General features: G+C 55.6%; 16 protein-coding genes. 7 read left to right on the forward strand and 9 right to left on the reverse strand.

Annotation, left to right across the window (positions count from 1 at the left end):
* Positions 1–76: 76 nt before the first annotated feature.
* The 7 genes from Poly41_RS31370 to Poly41_RS31400 all read right to left on the reverse strand — a co-directional run bounded on the left by Poly41_RS31370 (position 77) and on the right by Poly41_RS31400 (position 8070).
* Positions 77–1654 carry a FlxA-like family protein gene (locus Poly41_RS31370; protein WP_146531325.1) on the reverse strand — a complete coding sequence of 526 codons (1578 nt, stop codon included), beginning with the start codon at positions 1652–1654 and terminating at the stop codon, positions 77–79.
* Positions 1655–2416, reverse strand: coding sequence for a glycosyltransferase family 2 protein (locus tag Poly41_RS31375; RefSeq protein WP_146531326.1), 762 nt, complete (start codon positions 2414–2416; stop codon positions 1655–1657).
* A gap of 490 nt (positions 2417–2906) precedes the next feature.
* Entirely contained in the window at positions 2907–4274 is a 1368-nt protein-coding gene (locus Poly41_RS31380) for a class I SAM-dependent methyltransferase (RefSeq protein ID WP_231616106.1), read from the reverse strand.
* 94 nt (positions 4275–4368) lie between these two features.
* Positions 4369–4752, reverse strand: coding sequence for a hypothetical protein (locus tag Poly41_RS31385; protein ID WP_146531327.1), 384 nt, complete (start codon positions 4750–4752; stop codon positions 4369–4371).
* A gap of 92 nt (positions 4753–4844) precedes the next feature.
* Positions 4845–7190: a hypothetical protein gene (locus Poly41_RS31390; protein ID WP_146531328.1), complete on the reverse strand. Its 2346-nt coding sequence runs from the start codon at positions 7188–7190 to the stop codon at positions 4845–4847.
* Positions 7190–7651: a biopolymer transporter ExbD gene (locus Poly41_RS31395; RefSeq protein WP_146531329.1), complete on the reverse strand. Its 462-nt coding sequence runs from the start codon at positions 7649–7651 to the stop codon at positions 7190–7192. Before Poly41_RS31395 ends, Poly41_RS31390 begins: the two co-directional genes overlap by 1 nt.
* On the reverse strand, positions 7648–8070 hold the full coding sequence (locus Poly41_RS31400) for an ExbD/TolR family protein (protein WP_197231894.1): 423 nt from the start codon (positions 8068–8070) through the stop codon (positions 7648–7650). The genes Poly41_RS31395 and Poly41_RS31400 overlap by 4 nt, the downstream gene beginning before the upstream one ends.
* A 49-nt stretch (positions 8071–8119) precedes the next feature.
* On the opposite strand from Poly41_RS31400, the gene Poly41_RS31405 reads away from it, so the two are divergent.
* The 7 genes from Poly41_RS31405 to Poly41_RS31430 all read left to right on the forward strand — a co-directional run bounded on the left by Poly41_RS31405 (position 8120) and on the right by Poly41_RS31430 (position 14825).
* On the forward strand, positions 8120–8698 hold the full coding sequence (locus tag Poly41_RS31405) for a class I SAM-dependent methyltransferase (RefSeq protein ID WP_231616107.1): 579 nt from the start codon (positions 8120–8122) through the stop codon (positions 8696–8698).
* A gap of 107 nt (positions 8699–8805) precedes the next feature.
* Complete coding sequence (locus Poly41_RS31410) at positions 8806–9849, forward strand: dihydroorotate dehydrogenase-like protein (RefSeq protein WP_146531332.1); 1044 nt, start codon at positions 8806–8808, stop codon at positions 9847–9849.
* Between the two features lie 292 nt (positions 9850–10141).
* Positions 10142–10552, forward strand: a complete 411-nt coding sequence (locus Poly41_RS31415; protein ID WP_146531333.1) for a hypothetical protein — start codon at positions 10142–10144, stop codon at positions 10550–10552.
* A gap of 11 nt (positions 10553–10563) precedes the next feature.
* On the forward strand, positions 10564–10938 hold the full coding sequence (locus tag Poly41_RS34590; RefSeq protein WP_197231895.1) for a hypothetical protein: 375 nt from the start codon (positions 10564–10566) through the stop codon (positions 10936–10938).
* Positions 10935–12236 carry a B12-binding domain-containing radical SAM protein gene (locus tag Poly41_RS31420; RefSeq protein ID WP_197231896.1) on the forward strand — a complete coding sequence of 434 codons (1302 nt, stop codon included), beginning with the start codon at positions 10935–10937 and terminating at the stop codon, positions 12234–12236. The genes Poly41_RS34590 and Poly41_RS31420 overlap by 4 nt, the downstream gene beginning before the upstream one ends.
* A gap of 496 nt (positions 12237–12732) precedes the next feature.
* Complete coding sequence (locus Poly41_RS31425) at positions 12733–13467, forward strand: class I SAM-dependent methyltransferase (RefSeq protein WP_231616108.1); 735 nt, start codon at positions 12733–12735, stop codon at positions 13465–13467.
* Positions 13464–14825: an APC family permease gene (locus Poly41_RS31430; protein ID WP_146531335.1), complete on the forward strand. Its 1362-nt coding sequence runs from the start codon at positions 13464–13466 to the stop codon at positions 14823–14825. Before Poly41_RS31425 ends, Poly41_RS31430 begins: the two co-directional genes overlap by 4 nt.
* Positions 14826–14990: 165 nt before the next feature.
* Here Poly41_RS31430 and Poly41_RS31435 read toward each other — a convergent pair whose 3' ends face one another.
* Positions 14991–15944: a universal stress protein gene (locus tag Poly41_RS31435; protein WP_146531336.1), complete on the reverse strand. Its 954-nt coding sequence runs from the start codon at positions 15942–15944 to the stop codon at positions 14991–14993.
* A gap of 22 nt (positions 15945–15966) precedes the next feature.
* Positions 15967–17343 carry an ArsB/NhaD family transporter gene (locus tag Poly41_RS31440; RefSeq protein ID WP_146531337.1) on the reverse strand — a complete coding sequence of 459 codons (1377 nt, stop codon included), beginning with the start codon at positions 17341–17343 and terminating at the stop codon, positions 15967–15969.
* Between the last annotated feature and the right edge of the window lie 28 nt (positions 17344–17371).

Genomic DNA, 17371 nt, shown 5'->3' on the forward strand with positions numbered 1-17371 from the left:
GATCGAGCCAAAACTCAAGAGCATTATGCCCCATCTACGGCGCCAACCCAAGTTCGAAATCGAATTTTTCCCTTGCCTACCTAGCTAGCAATTCCTGATAAGCTGCAATCAAAGGGTCGAGGGGAAAGATGCAAAACGGGTGCTCACGGCTTTTCAAGATCGAGAGCGAAAGTCGCTGTCGTTGCCGTTCCGCTAATTGTTCCGTCATTTCTGCTTTCTTCGACTGCAGACAATGTGCAAGTTGCTGGTTGATTTGGGTGATCTGTTGGTGCCATTGCCGTTTCTGTCCCCGCACCGGGATCTCACGCAACAGCTGTGCTTTGCGACGAATCCATTCTTGATCGAGTGCCGTCGTTTCGGCGAAGCGTTCCCCTTGATAGTCGCACTGACGAATCGCCTGCTGCAACTGGCGGATGGTAGCGTCGAGATCGCTGGGCGAATCGCCTGGTAATTGAAGGGTCGCCGAGACAACCATGAATGGAGGTGGATCAATTCCAAAAAAGCCCTTCGCGATTCGGTCGCCAAGTTGGTCGTACTTGCCGCCGCCGATGCCGTGCAAAAACAAGTCGCTTAAGACCAAACGAGCGTACATCGTCGTCAACAGTGCTCGAGGCCGGATCTTGAAGGCAGGTGTATTGAGGTGTGAAAGGGCCTCGGCGGATCGTTCGGGTGATTCGCCGACCGCGAGCCGACACTCTAAACCGTTACGATTGCTGAGGATCCAGTGAGAGTCCGTACGTTTGACCCAGCCCGCTTTCCGCTGAGGATACTGATCGCTATAGATCCATATGGGCACCTCGCACCAACCGTCGTCGGTTGACAGATTCGGGACGGGGTGGGAGGCACTGCGGATGCCGTGGGCACGGCGATAGGCTCCCGCCTCGGAGTTGTAGATCTCACGAAAACGGGGCATTTCGCTGAGGATCATCAGCAGAAATCGCGAAAACGATGGACTGCGGCAAATCGCCCCGAGAGGGATTTCCAGAGTGTTGAGACCGATTTCACCTTCCAGAGCATGACGGGCTTGAGCCAACGCACACCCAGCGACTCCACATCGCTCCACCGAGTAGCGAGCATGTTTCCAAAGCTTGCTGATCAGCGGATTGGGCACAATCGGAGAAACGGCTTGAAGCACCGCTTGGTCAAAATGGTCGAAGCGATCACGATCGGCGATCACCGTTTGCTCGTAGGGAACACCGCCCCCAAACCGATCAAAGCGAATCGTCTTGTACGTGAAATCACCGCTCGCGGAATCGATCGAAGGCACTCGAATCGAACTGCCCGACGCCACGTCGTTATCAATCACCAAGTTGATCGCGACGGCACGATGCTGTTGCCCCAACGCATCTAAAGCAAAGTTCTTGAACCAAACGCCAGGATGAAAAAGCGATGGCTGGTGACCCGCCATCACAATGGGTGCATCGTCCCGATTTGCAGGCAACTGAACGTCTCGGTACGCCGAGGAATACCGCACGGCATCGCTGACCATTTGCATCCGAGCATCGCGACGGAGTTGTTGCCAAGAACGGGGATGGCCAGCGAGAACGCGGAGATTGCTGCGCAACAAACCGCCGGCTTCTCCAATGCTTGGATCGGCAAACGATTCTCCGTGTGATTTCGGAGCACTGTAATGTCGATACCCATCGACGCTCATTTAGGAAACGATGCTGCGACGTCGTGGTGGTTGTCCTTGCTCGAAGCTGGCTCCTTGCGCAACGGCCACCCGAATCGCGTCGTCAAGGACCCGGTTGTAATAACGCAACCGTGTTTCCGATTCGTCGAGCGATCCACCAAACGACCGGCTCAAGTCCAAGTAGATCAGTGGCACCGGGATCTCAATGATTCGCAACTGAGCGGCAACAGCTTCGACCCACAACTGCAGCGGCATCGCGTAGCCTGTATCGGTGATCCTCATCTCCAATAGCGCCGAGGTTCGGTAGGCTTTGAAGCCACAAAACGCATCGGTTAGACTCAACCCAAGCCGCTCGTTCAATTCGCCCGTGATGCGACGATTGATAAACATCCGCTCGGGCGGCGGCGCGCTGTCACCTTGATACTGCTTCAAGTACCGGCTACCCGAAACAATGTCGGCCGCCGCGGCGGCTTCGATGAACCGGGGAATCCGCTTGGGTTGGTGTTGTCCGTCACAATCGAGCGTGACGACACCGTCGAAGCCTTCATCGATCGTGTATTCGAAGGCGCTCTTCAGCGCCGCCCCGTAGCCTTGGTTCTCGCCGTGATGAATCACGCGAACATCCGACCGCGCACGCAACACGTCGGTTGTTCCGTCGGTTGACCCGTCATCAATGACCAGCACCTCGTCGGCGTACTTTGTCACCTGATCGAGTATTTCACTGACTGTGTTGACTTCATTATAGACCGGAATCGCGGCCACCCAGCGTTCACGTCTCGACATAGATTTCCCACTCTTTTGTTATTTTTGCGTCTACTCGAATCGAGCTCGATCGGAACAGAAGAACCCGTCGGTGGAAGGGATTTCCCTTCCACCTGGAAGATGGTACCGACTGGCAAAGGCCCAGCGGTGGATTCAACCGAACCTACAGCGTCGACACCACCCCTGCGGCCATCCAGATCGGGGCCACCCGTTTCGAGACCACCCGTTTCGAGACCACCCAATCACTTCCGAGCGGTCACTTCCGAGCAAGGATCAGCAAAACCCGTTCCTGTGCCTCGCATTCTAGAGACATTTAGATAGCGGTCAATGTTTTCTCGGTTCGAGGGCCGATTGAACGCCCTAGAAACGCCCCTTTGTGCCGACAATTCGGCGAAACCGCAGATCCGGGTGATTTCTTGAAACGCCAAAGGACACGACAGGCTGAGCGAAAACGCCAGTGGTCGGACGAATCGTGTCGTTTTGGCGGGCACGCTCTTCAATCGGCCAACGGCTACGCCGCGCGGTACAGATGTTCGCGCGTAGGCGGCATGCCCGAAACCCCTTTCGAGGCCTTTTTGCTGGCGACGACTTGGAAGATCTTGATCGAACCTGCTGTGAAGCCTCCTGACGCACCGGCCAAATAGGCAACCCACAGGCGGTATCGCTCGGGTCCGACCAATTCAATCGCCCGGTCTTCGTTTGCTGACAAGTTCTTGCACCAGAAGCGGGTCGTCAACGCGTAGTGTTCACGCCAAGATTCCACATCGTGGACTTCAAAACCGCTTTGTTCCATAAAGTCGGTGGTCATCCCGACAGGCGTCAATTCCGAGCCAGGGAAGATGTATTTCAACAGAAACGCGCGCTCGGGTCGGATTTTGGCAGCATGTTTTTTCGATCGTTTTGCACTGCGGGCGATTGCGTGATTGAGCATGATGCCACGGTCGCGAAGCATTGAATTGATCTTGTTGAAATAGCGTGGATAGTTGGCGATACCGATATGTTCCGACATGCCAATGCTGGAGATCTTGTCATAGGTGCCCTGGTGGTCGGCATAGTCGCAAATCTCGACACTCACCTGATCGCGAAGGCCCAACTGATCGATCTTCACCTTGGTGTGTTCGTACTGTTCTTTCGAGAGGGTGATGCCATGACTTTTCACGCCAAAATGCTTGGCGGCGTAACAGATCAAGCCTCCCCAACCGCAACCGATGTCGAGCATGGTGTCGCCCGGCTGCAAGCGTAGCTTACGACAAATCATGTCAAGTTTGTCTTGCTGAGCCTGATCCAGTGAATTCGACCAGTCTCGAAAATAAGCACAGGTGTACTGCATTTCGGAACCGAGAAATAGCCTGTAGAACTCGTTGCCAACGTCGTAGTGAAACTGGATGTAATCCGTGTTCTTGCGTTTCGATTCATCGCGGCCGACCATGTCGTCGCGGAATCCTTGGCTCAAATCGGCTACCTCCGTCTTGGCGAACAGAAAGGGCAAGGTTCGCTTGATCAACATCGATTTGCTAACCTGTTTCAGCTTCTTTCGATTCGACCGATTTGTCTTGAGGGCTTCCGAAAAATCGATTAAATCGCCCCCTTCAAACGTGATGTGCCCGGTGGCGTACAACCGGACCAGCGTTTCGAGTCCCGGTCGCCGCATCAGCGATCCGATCACTCCAGGCCCTGAGATCGCGATCGTGTACTTTCCGCACACTTGGTTGCCAAGTGGAATCACTTCACCGTTCCACAGGCGGACGGAGACATTCAGGTCAAGGGGCTCCGCGACGGTGTTGAGAATGTCCTTGATCGATTTCAATTGCGTCTGAGCGGAAAAGGGATGTCCCATCCGTGGAATCTCCAAATAGGTGTAGCGATTGGAGGCGTCCATATTTCACCTCGCTAGGCAATCGTAGCAAGATCGTCCTCAATTGCTTAGATCAGTTTCGGGGCAGCTTCTCGCGGGGGTGCACGCCGATCGAAAGCTAGCAAAGTGATAACCGCCATTTGCCTGAATCACAGTCGAACCTCACTTGGCGATGATGCCGCGGTTCCCCTTCGCGGGGCCATTGAATCTCGACCGCGAAGTGCTGCTCATCGCGCCGCAGGAGAGCATAATCCCCCGCAATTCGTTGTCGTACTTCGCCTCGGTCCTCGCCAATGTCCCCTTCGAAATCGAGGTAACGAAGTCGATGAACCGGTAGCGGTCGCGCGACGACGACAAGTTGCTTCTCAAAGAAATCGATCGGTGCGGTTGCCCAGGTGAGCAGGCCCCCGTCGGATTCAAACATCCAATCGAAGTGGGGTTGAAGTTGCCGTTTGAACAGGCGACCTGGTGTGTGTTCCAAAACAACGAATCGATGGTTCATGGGGCGGTTCGCCCCCATGGGGCCAGCATCCGCCCGGAGTCAAAAAGTTCGCCGGATAACAAGAATCTGCTCGATCAATGGAGGAAGAAGAACTATTTGGAAACGAACTGCCGATAGCGGTCGGCAATTGGAGCGTCTTGAGGGGGCGACGTCAGCAGCACGTATTTTGCTCGCCGCTCGGCTTCGCTTCGGTCGCCCGAACGATACAGCAGTGAGATCGCCGCCAGCTTTGCGGTGTGCCAGGATTCGGACCCCAGCGGCAACCCAGTTGCCAATTGATCCCAAAGCCGGATGGATTCCCGAAGGGCTTGCGAATTGCCGCTGTCGCCCAGCATCGTGGCCGATTGCGTTAGCGTCTCGCGTGGATTGTCGGCTTCTCGAATATGTGAATCGATCGCGGCGATGGCGGCATCGACCTGTCCGCTCCAAACGAGTCGTTCGGCATGATCGATCGTGTCGGTGGACAAATCGGGCGACCGCAAAAGGAGATTGGCAATCGCCTTGCGTCGGGCCGCATCGTGCCGTCCATCTTGCATTAGCCGCCAAGCGACGTCGTCGAGGCGATCCGGATCGGATGGAAGTGCAAAATCGACTTGGCCGTTGCCACGGCGATACTGCAAAAAGTCTTCACTCCGAGGGTCCTTTGCAGCGGTGCTGAGCGGTTCACCGTCTAAGTCCTGGCGATCGAAAAGGTAAGCCCGCATTCGACCGTAAAGCGATTGGATCGCCGGCGGCTGGTCCGCCAAGGGAGCGAACGTCTCGCCGATGCGTTTCATTCCTTCGCGATGCATGGCGGGATCACGGTAGCGGTGGAACGCACGGCGCCACAAACGAAAAGCGTTTTCCTGGAGCGGATCGGTCGCGGCGTCCGCCAGAATCTTCGTCGCAACGATCGCTGCCTCGTCATAGCGGGATTCCGCTTCATAAAGTTGAACAAGCCATTGACCGGCTTGGGTGGACTCCTCGCTTGCTGGCCATAACAACATCGTTGTCTGCAGCGTCGGTTGCAGTTTCAACGCTGTCGTCCCCGCCTTCGTCATCAGGATGGCAGCCTGCAAGTGCGCGACCGAAGCACCCTCGGCGGAGGGCGACTTCTCTGCGATCCCCTTCAAAATTTCGGCTGCTTCGGCGGGTTGATCCGCAGCAACAAACGCGGCGGCGGCTTCGATCGACCGTTGAACCGCTCGATCCGCGTTCGTTTCGGCCACCGCAGCGCTCGCCAACATCTGGGCCGCGCGAATCAAGTTGCCTTCACGCAGGTATCGCCGTCCTTCGGCAGCGACGATCGCCGGATCCATCGCGTTGTCGGTGCCCGCTTGCAACCGTAATCGATTCAGCGTGATCGTTTCTCCCCGGCGGCGACCGTAGGGGCCATGACGGGTCGACAGAAAATCGAGCCACTGGGCGATCACTGCACTGTCAGGGTTCTCGCCGCTAAGTAACCTTTCCAATTGAACCAAATCCATCTCGATCGACGGTCGAGTGCTAGCCGGGTTGCTACCGTAAAACGCATCGAGCTGTTCGGCCGCTTGAGCCTTTTGACCCGATCTCAGATCGATGCGAATGCCAACCGAATGGGTTCGAGGGTCGTCGGAGTAGCCACTCGCCTCAAACATCCGTTCCCATTCCTGGCGGGCCTGCGGAAAATTGTCGCTTCGCTCCATTGCGATCACTCGAAGGCGTTGAACCTCCTTTCTCGCCGTACATTCACTCGGCAACAGGGACAAGGCTTGTTCGGCGGCTTGTTCGGCAGCGGCGGCGGCGGCCAAGCGATCGTGGCTGCTGACCGGGAACAATTCGGTCGTCATCAATTGGCTGCTGACGCGTGAAACGAGCAACCGTTGACCCAACTGATCCAGGTCGGAAATCATAGCATGGTCACGCGGTTGACTCCGCTGAGAATCCAGCACCGTTCGTGTTTCCTTGGCTGTGTCCGAGAGCGATTGAAGCTCCGACGCGATCGTTGTCAATCGGCGGAGTACTCGGTCGCTGCGGGTCTTGTCACCAGGATTGACCACGGCGGAGAGCAAGTCCACTTCCGCAGCAATAAGCTCCACTTCGATCATTGCCGCTCGTAGAAACAACTGCCGAGGGTGATTCGGATAGGCCGAGACGAGTTCGGCGATCGGTCGCTTCGCCTGTTCGATCTCCGCATCGCTGAAATCGTCGAGTCCGCGTCGACGAGCGGTTTCGATTTCGGATTGGCGAATGCTCCAACGGGCGGAGTCATCGCTGAGCGGCTCCGTCTGTTTGTTCGCTTCGCTTGCAATTTGTTGTGCCAGGTCAAACTGGCCGCTGCGAATCAGCTTTGCCATCAAGTCTTCATCACGATCGCTGGTCGTGCGGCCAACCGGCCGAGCGTCGCTCGCAGCGCAGAGGGAGATCATCGCCAGAATACAAATCAAAATACCGGAAGCGGCCCGCGGCAATCGCAACATCACTCCGCCTTTGCGGCAAACAAGACTCGATCCGCGCCCGCAGCTCTTGCTGCGTCGTACACGCGCACCGCATCGGCAATCGATAAGGCGGGATCGGGATCGACGATCACGGGTGGCTGAACACCCAGCGCCAAAATCTCTCGGATTCTCTGCCTCAGCACCGTGAGATCGGCGATCTCTTGCCCGTTCAGTTCAAGTCGGAACGCCAATTCGTGGGGCTCCGGCACGTTGGGGATCATTCGGATCAGTATTTCGTCGAAAATTTCAGGGGGCGGCATCGCCGTCTGACTCCTTTTGGATCCCATCGTCGGCGGCTGAGCCATCGAGCTTGGCAGGTCAAATTCGGGCAGTTCAAAGCTGCTGGTCCAGACAAAGAACACCAACAACAAAAAGACAACATCAATCATCGGCGTCATTTTGACTTCGAGCGATTGTTCACGATGACTCGATGGCAATCTCATGATCGAACCGCCTCTCGTACCGAGATCGTCAAGTCACTCATACCAGCGACCGCCGTGGCTCGCAAAATCGGTTCAATTCTTTCATAGCGCACCGATCCGTCGGTCCTCAGCCGCACCGATGCGCTCGGCCCGTTCTTGGTTCGGTGATCAGCCAGGATCGTTCTAAGTTGTTGTTCGCTGACGATCTCGCCTCCGACACGCCAGTTTGCTTCCGCATCGACCGTGACCGTCAGCGCCAAACGTTGCGGGTTTTCCGGCAAGAAGGTGCTGGCAACGGGTAAATCAACAGGCAAGCGGTTTTCTTGTCGCGCTAAATGACTCGAAACCAGAAAAAAGATAATCAGTAGGAAAACGACGTCGATCATCGGCGTCATGTTGGCGCCGACCGAGGCGCGATGATGGGAATCGGGAACTTTCATGCAGCGTATCGTACCTGACGACAGCCCCTCTTTTCGATACCCTGGGGGCATGAAAGATACGATCCTCTTCTTGAAAAACTTCCTTCGCCACCCCACCCAAGTTGGTGCGATCGCGCCGAGCAGCCCTGGATTGGTCCAGACCATGGTCGAGGGATTCGATTGGGAATCCGCGAGGAATGTCGTGGAATTTGGTCCAGGAACAGGCGTTTTCACCGAAGCCATTCTAAAACGGTTGCACGCCGACGCCAAGTTTTTTGCGATTGAGAGGTCCGCCGAATTGGTCCAAGCGACTCGAGAACGTTGTCCCAATGTCACCGTTTACCAAGATAGCGTGACCCATGTGGCCGAACTCTGCCAGCGGGAATCGATGCCCGATGTCGATTCCGTCATCTGTGGATTGCCATGGGCTTCCTTTTCACCGACGCTGCAGTCAGAAATCATGGATGCGATGATCAGCGTCTTGAAACCCAATGCCCAGTTTGCCACGTTTGCCTATTGGCAAGGGTTGGCGCTACCGGCCGGGCGGCGGTTCGCAAGCCGGTTGCATGAGACCTTCACTGAGGTCAAGCGAAGTCCAACGGTTTGGCGAAACCTACCCCCCGCGTTTGTCTACCGATGCGTCCGCTGACCGAAGATGCGTCCGCTGACCGAAGATGCATCCGCTGACCGAAACGGTACGATCCTTGCAGATGTTTTGGGGGGCTAATCTGGGAAACGCTTTTTGGAGTGGGAACGATGTCTTCCGATCTGGCGACAACGTACTTGGGGATGCAACTTGACTCTCCGGTGATCGTTGGGGCGTGTCACTTGACGATTGAACCGGAAACGGTGCGGCAAATGGTGTTTGCGGGCGCCGGAGCGGTCGTGATGCCGTCGATGATGCAAGAGCAAATCGTCTACCAGAACCTCTTGGATGTCGATCCTGACACAGCCGCTCAACGAAGTGGCTACCAGCCTCAACAAGACAACTACAACGGCGGGCCGACCGTTTACTTGGATACGATCCGCGAACTGAAGGCTCATACCAAGGTCCCAATCATTGGCAGCTTGAACGGGACTTCGGTTGGTGAATGGATGAGTTTCGCTACCTTGATCGAGGCAGCCGGTGCTGACGCAATCGAGCTGAACTTTCAGCCACGAATCAGCGACCCAAAGCAATCTGCCGAGAGTATTGAATCCGAAATGTGCGATATGGCTCACAAGGTTTGCGAAAGTGTGACGATTCCGGTCGCTGTCAAAATGAGTCGTCGGCTGACCAATCTTGCTTCTTGTGCTCATCGGATAAAAAACAATGGAGCCCAGGGGGTGATTCTTTTCGCTCATCAACCTCGCTGGGACATCGACATCGATCGAATGCAGTGGACGGTACGTTGGGAGTTGACTCCAGACGACTGGATCAGCCGAACCTTAGAAGGGATTGTTCGCGCCCGTTCCGGCGGTTTGGGGATCTCGATTGCGGCAAGCGGGGGGATTCGAACATCGGAGGATGCGATCAAGGCGATCATCGCCGGCGCGGATGTCGTGATGGTGACCTCCGAAATCTTTCGAGAAGGTCCCGACGTGATCCGCAAGATCCTGTCGGGATTGGAGCAATTCATGGCGACCAAATCCTATGGATCGCTTAAAGAATTCAAACAATCCCGAATACCGGTCGAAACGGAAGCCTCGCATTGGCGGCAACTCGAGTACCTTGAGCCGTTGACCCTCAGCAAACAGTTTGTCGACCGAACGCCCGGCATGGTTCACGACACCGGTGACAGCTTTGGACATCGTCTTTAGGTCTTCGTGCGGGACAGATCTTAGCTGGACTGCGCCAGTTTGGAGCGGAAACGTTGCAAAGACAAGCACGAAGCGCAAGCGAGTGGGTTTTGGCGTAAGTGATTCACTCGCTTGCGCTTCGTGCTTGTATGAAGATCAAAGTGGCGCTGTCCAGTTAGGAGGTCGTCTCGGAAAAGAGGCCCAACGAGCGGTCACGGTGGTCACACGGGCCAGTCGGGGCCTGTTATCCTAAGGTCAGGAAGTCCCGAGAAACCGGTCTATTCCTCTCACGCACCCCCTGCTGGAGATTTTGATGACACGAGCGACCGTTCGTCTGCTGTTTGGGATCGCTGCAGTCTATGATTTTGCGATTGGCTTGGTCTTCCTGTTTGCGGGCAAGGCTTTATTTGATGCGGTCAGCATTCCGCATCCCAATCATTGGGGATACGTTCAATTCGGATCGCTGATGTTGATCGTTTTCGGATTGATGTTTTTTCAGGTGGCTCGCGATCCTGACGGAAATCGCAATCTGATGCCGTTCGGGATTTTGCTGAAGGCAAGCTATGTCGGCATCGTCAGCTACTATTGGTTGACCGTGGGATGTCCATTCCTATTCAAGCCGTTCGTCGTGATTGACTTGGCGATGCTGATCTTGTTTGCAATCGCCTATTCCCAGTCGAAGCATTTGGTTTCCTCGTCCGAGTCCGTGGCGACCACCGCGTGATGGGAGATTCCGTGGTCCATTTGAATTGGTACTTCGGTTGGGGGCTTGTCGTATCGGCCTTTGTCACGGGTGCCCTGATCGGGATCTTCTTTCACCAAGAAGAATTTCTTGGGGGATACGCTTCGTTTCGGAGGCGGCTTCTGCGGCTTGGACACATTGCTCAGGCAGCACTTGGGATGATGAATGTGTTGTATAGTGTGTCGACAAATCGAGCCGAGTGGTTTGATACGCAAATGGCGTCATGGGCTTTTGTCGTCGGTGGCGTTTCGATGCCAATGGTTTGCTTTCTTTCCGCCTGGAAGAAGTCCTTTCGGCATCTGTTTTTTATCCCGGTCATTGCCCTATTGGTCGCTGTCATCCAAACCTTGCGAAATGGCCCCCCATGAAGATCGGATTGTTGGCCCTAAGTGGGTTGCGTGTGCATGACCCAAAGTTGTTGAAACTCGGGATGACCTTACCGGGGATCGTCGAACGCGGACGGGTGCTTTCGTCACTGCCGAGTCTAGGGCTGCTGTACCTTGCCGCCTGTACGCCGGCCGAGCACCAGGTGTCCTACTACGAAGCCGAAGGTGACCGAAGCGAACCCGAGGACCTCTATCACTGCGACTTGGTAGCCATCAACACCTTCTCGGCCCAAGTCTTCGAGGCTTACGCAATCGCCGATCGTTTGCGTGCTGCGGGCGTCAAGGTTGCGATGGGAGGGTTGCATGTGACCGTTCAGTCGGAGGAAGCGCTTGAGCATGCCGACTATGTCTTTCTTGGCGAAGGAGAGCGGACTTGGCCAGAGGCGATCTCGGAAATCGAATCAGGTACGCAGCGCCGGGTATGGGACGCTCGCGAGATGCCGCCGGTGGAGGTTCAGCGTCTACCGATTCCTCGCTATGACTTGTTGCAGGACCGACCCTACACGCGATACCCCGTTCAAACCACGCGGGGCTGTCCTTGGCGATGCGACTTTTGTGCCTCCAATGTCATGTTCTCGTATCCGTACCGAAAACGGCCTGTTGCCGACGTCGTCCGTGATGTTCTTGCGATCAAGAAGTTCCAACGTCGACCGTTCATCGAATTGGCTGACGATAACACATTTGTCGATCACAGCTGGGGCATGGAGCTTTGTCGCGAACTGATCCCGCTGCGTGTGAAGTGGTTTACCGAAACGGATATTTCCGTAGCCGACAACCGGGATCTTCTTCAGCAAATGCGGGAAGCGGGCTGCAAACAGGTTTTGATCGGAATTGAAAGCCCCGAGCAAGGATTACTGGACGGGATTGAGTTGCGGGCGAATTTCAAGTCACGTTACCAGGGGGATCTGATCGAAGCGGTGCAGCGCATTCAAGCTCATGGGATTACCGTGAATGGTTGTTTTATCCTCGGGCTTGATAGTCATACTCCAGAAATTTTTCAGCAGGTGCTTGCCTTCGCCAACGAGGCGGCATTGTGGGATGTGCAGCTCACCGTGTTAACGCCGTTCCCAGGAACACCGCTCTATGAACGACTTGCATCCGAGAGTCGCCTTCTTTATCCGCAGCGCTGGGATCGATGCACACTTTTTGATGTTAATTTTGAACCCAAACAGATGTCCGTCCGCGAGCTTCAACAAGGCATCCACTGGCTGGCTTCGCAGTTGTATTCACGAGAGGCCATTGCCAATCGTCGGCGATCCTTTCTGAGGACAACAGGGTAGCGCGTGGTCTGTCACACCTTCATTTGAGGGTTGCCGCGAATTTGTAGAAGGGACTTCCAGTCCGTAATTTGTTGATCGGAATGACGGACTCTCCGGTGTCAGGCCTTGTGTTGGGTGTTCAATGCCAAGGATTGCTCGCTGTCGCCCTCGGCCAGTCCCACCATCCGTCGAATCATGGTCACCAATCGTCCTGGAGCGAAGAAGTATCCTGACGGCACCTATCAGGAATATGGTGATCAAGGTTGCCGCTCGAGTGGAGTCTACCAGACGTCGCATTCGCATCCTGATTCCGTCGAGCTAGCCTCACGGAAATTCTCTTTTCAAGGTAAGCCGTTCTCTAGCAGCGTTCTTACAGCGAAAGTACGGTATCCACCCAGAATCGTCTCGCATCTCTGCGAGACGCTTCTTAGCCGCCAAGACGCGCGTCGCGCGAGCGTGTAGAATCCTGGCACCGACAGACGAGCAATACAGACCTTTTTTCACCCTTGAGGATTCCATGAGACGATTCGGTTGGTTTTGGAGCGTAGTGTTTTTGAGTATGACGACCGCGAACCTCTCGGCGCAAGAGGCTGCGGTGGTGCAGGCGGCCGGTTCCGATTCCGGGAGAAAGGGGGCCAGCTCCGAACTCAACAAAAGCTTTCTCGATCCTGGAATGGATGTCGATAAATTTGTGGAACGATTTGAAGTGGAAAGTCGCGAAGTCTTTCAAGCTCGTGAAGAGATCATGCGAAATTTGAACCTCAAGCCGGGTGAGCGGATCGCCGACGTCGGCGCGGGGACTGGCTTCTATACGCTGCTGATGGCAGATGCAGTGGGTCCGCAGGGCTGGGCGTATGCCATCGATATTTCTCCCAAGTTTGTCGAGTATCTGGCCGATCTTTTCGATGGTCGCGAAGTCAATAATGTGACCACGGTGATGTGCGATGACGACTCGATCTGTTTACCCCCCGATTCGATCGATGCGGCTTTCATTTGTGATGTTTACCACCACTTTGAAAATCCCGATTCAACGATGGCGTCCATTTTCTCCGCGATGACGAGCGGTGGACGCGTGGTGATCGTCGACTTTGAACGGATTCCTGGCGTTTCTCGTGAATGGACACTCAGCCATGTTCGGGCTGGCAAGCAAACCGTCATCGATGAAGTTCAATCGGTGGGTTACGAATTGGTAGCCGAACGAGAGATACCCGGATTCAAAGAAAACTACTACATCGAATTCCGTAAGCCATGAGCAAGCAAGACGCTTCATCGGAATCCAACAAGCACGTCAACGCGAGTCATCCGCCGCTGGATTTGTTGTCGGCAACGTCGCTGGTCGCAGCAAGCATGATCGGTGCGGGGGTCTACACGACCAGTGGTTTCACACTTGCCGACCTGGGTTCGCCCGGTTGGGTGGTCACGGCCTGGGTCGTCGCGGGCGTGATCGCGATTTGTGGTGCGATTTGCTATGGCGCGCTAGCTCGTGAGTTAACCGAATCGGGTGGCGAGTACATGTTCTTGTCACGTGCCTTTCACCCGATCGCAGGGTTGATGGCCGGGTGGGTATCGCTGCTGGCGGGGTTCACCAGCGCCATTGCATTCGCAGCGACCACCTTCGAAGCGTATTTGGAACCGGTCCTCGATTGGCCCGGCGGCGTGGTGGCGTCGATCGTCGTCCTGCTTGCCGCACTGCTGCATACGATCGGGGTACGCCCCGGAGCGAGAATTCAGGATGCGGTGGTCCTGTTAAAGTTTGCGTTGATTGGCGCCTTTGTGGTGATCGCGATTCGTTCGATCGCGATCGGTTCTCTCGAAGGTGATTCGCTGATTGTTTCGAACGAAACGACGCAATCGACGAGCTTCGACAATCCTTCGTTCGCGTTTGCACTTTCGTTTGCGACGGCACTGATGTGGATCTCGTTAAGCTATAGCGGGTTCAACGCAGCAACGTATGTCGCGGGCGAAGTCAAGGATGCAAAGCGGAACGTTCCGCGGGCCATGCTATTCGGAACGCTGTTGGTCACAGTTTGCTATGTCGCGCTCAATGCCATCTTCGTGTACGGTGCTCCGCAGGATACCGTGGTCGGGCAACCGGATATTGCGGCCAAGGCAGCCGAAGCGATTGGTGGTCCCTCCTTTACTTTGTTCGTCCGCGTGGTGATTTTGTTTGGATTGTTCACCTCGGTCTCGGCCATGGTGATGACGGGGCCGCGCGTCTACGCGAAGATGGCAGAGGATGGCTTCCTTCCTTCGTGGTTCCGTCTCGCCGGTCGACCGCCCATCGCAGCGATTTGGGCCCAAGTGGTCATGTCGATCGTCGTGATCAACATTTCCTCGCTGGAGGAGTTGCTCAAGTACTTGGCGTTCACTCTATCGGTTAGCGCCGCGTTAACGGCCAGTTTGCTGTTCTGGGCACGTGGCAAGGACGGCAAACGCATTTCGGTTCCGGCATATCCGGTCCCACCGGTTGTTTTCGTTGGTGGGACGCTCTTGGCCGCGATACTCTCAGCGATTCACTCTCCGGTGCAAGCCGTCGTCGGAATCGCAACGATCGCTTTCGGAGCGATGCTTTATCCATGGTACAAGCGTCGACAAAGGCTGATGCATTAGGCGCGAGTTGGAAATCTAAGTGGCCCCAGGGTGCGCCGCTGCGCGTCGACCCTGGGCTCTGCAATCTAACCGCTTCGCGGTAAATAGAATTCCGAAACTTATTGATCAAACGTTCGGAGCGAAGGTCGACAACACAGCCCCGTTGTTTGCTGAGGCGTTCAGGAATCATGCCTCCGAGGGTGGCAGATGCCCCGGTACGACCAATACCGGATGGGGACTCCGTCGGATTCGGTCTTGGACGAAACCCTGTCCGAAACGGTCATCGACCTCCAACGGCATGACGAGCAGCATCTTTTGGGTTTCATGCAGCGGATTCGGTGGAGCGTTTTGGCCCGCTTGTGGACGCAAATGGTAGCTTAAGCCTCGCTCGTTTGCCGTTTTGGCCATCTCGGCGTGGAGGGTTTGATGCGCCTTGGCCAACGCTTCACTAACTTGTTCCGGTGCAAGAGGCTTCCCTGGATCCAACGCTTCGATGATGCTGCGAATGTTCTCGTAATGTTCCTTCTCAATCACAAGATCCAATGTCACCGTGGCGCCATCGGCTGCCAATCCGAACGCCCATGCCGCGGCTCGGTTGGCAACATCACATTCGCTGCCAATCACGACGGAAACCTGTTGCGTGCACCGGTCCAGCGTTTGATCATCACGGCGAATGACCAAAATCGGTTTGGGGGAACGGGCCAACAGGACATCGATGACCGTACCGGCGCTGTCGGTTCCCACATGTTCAAACGAACGTCCAAAGGGGCAAGGGACGATCACCAAATCGACATCATGGTGGGCCAGTGCCGCCAAGATTTTCTCATAGGCTTCGCCTTCGGAGGGCCGGATGGGGCGGCCGCCGGAAACCTGTATCGCTCGCTCGGGGGCGTGATCGGTCAACTCGCCCGAGGCATCACGAGCGTCAAGAACAATTGTCTCGAGGTTGAATTGGTCGTTCAGGTGTGTCACCGCCGCCAGTGAAGAATCGTCCTGCGAAGAACCGTCGAGTACCCACAACACGCGCGATGGCTTGATCGGTTGGATCGATGCGGCCTGACCGACTTTGGAGCGCTCGAACATCCGCATCGACGCATCGACGTCACGGCCGAGATCACTCGATTCTGATTCGTTTACCATTACTTTTCCTTGCAAAGCGTCGTCAAAGCGACGGAATCCAACCGAAGTGGTGAAACATCATCACATAGGCGATGGCACCGATGACTTGGATGACCATGATCGCACCCCCCAGTTTCAAAAAAGTCCCCCACCCCACATGCACGCCAGCTTCGCGTTTGAGCGCGTAGATCGCAATCACGCACGAAATCGATCCAATCGGGGTCCCGTTCCCTCCCAGGTTACAACAAATGATCAGTACCCACCAAAGCGGTTCGGCCGGAACGGAGCCACCGGAAATATCTTGGACGATGGGGATCAACGTGGCGGCGACGGGAATGTTGTCAACGATCGAGCTGGCCACCGCCGAAAACCCGCCGAGCAGTGGCAGCAGCAGTTCGAGTCGATTTCCGGAAACCTCGATCACCTGTTCGGCGACCCACGCCAACGCACCGGTTTGCTTGACGCATCCGATGATCACAAACAGTCCCATGAAGAACAGAATCACGGTCCAGTTGACCTTGTGAATCGCGTCCTCAACGCCTTTGCCGGCGAACAGCAGCGCCGCAGTCGCACCCACCATCGCCACAAAGTCCATGCCGACGCCAAGTTGTTGGGCCAGAGCAAAGCCGATCACGGTCAACGTCAAGATGACCGCGCTGCGAAGCAACACCTTGCGGTCTTCGACCAAGGCCCAAGGATCGAACGTATCGATTTGTTCCTGCAGTGCCGCGAGTTGCTCATCGTTCTGCTTCCAAGGCAGATCGTTGCGAAAGAAAAAACGCAAGCCGATGACGGCGATGACCAGGCTGATCACCGCGTAGGGCAAAGACACTTGCAAGAAGTGCAGATAGGGGATCCCAGCGGCAGTGCCAACCATGATGTTCGGCAACCCGCTCGCAAAGGTTGCAATCGCTCCGCTGTTGGCACAAATCGCAACACTCAGAAGCAGTGGCATCGGCTTGTAGTTGAGCGACCGACAAATCACCAGTACCAAGGAACTGAGAATCAACATGGCGGGAACGATGGTCAGCACCGAAACAAACAGAAACGTGACGAGGCACAGGGTGAGAAACAATTTCGATGCTTGACCGCCGGTGAACCGGACGATCCACATGCTCAAGAAATGGAACAATCCACTCTTGCCAACCACGTCGACCAAGATCCCCGTGCCAATGATCACGCCGAAAATATTCAGATCTTCCTTAAGAAAATCATAGATCTTGGGGTAATCAAACAGCCCCAACGCGATACCGAGGACAACCAACACGGCTGCACCACAAAGTGCGGCAACCGTCTTGTGAAATCGCTCGATTGCGACGCCAACGTAGGTCGCCATCATCACAGCGGCGAACAGCAGCATGATCCACGCCGACGCGGGCTCGACGGGTGTTTCTTCGAGGGAGACTGCGAGCAAAAGCATGGTGCGTTCGAGGAGTTAAACCGTTGGT

It is taken from the genome of Novipirellula artificiosorum (genome assembly GCF_007860135.1).
Lineage (GTDB): Bacteria > Planctomycetota > Planctomycetia > Pirellulales > Pirellulaceae > Novipirellula_A > Novipirellula_A artificiosorum.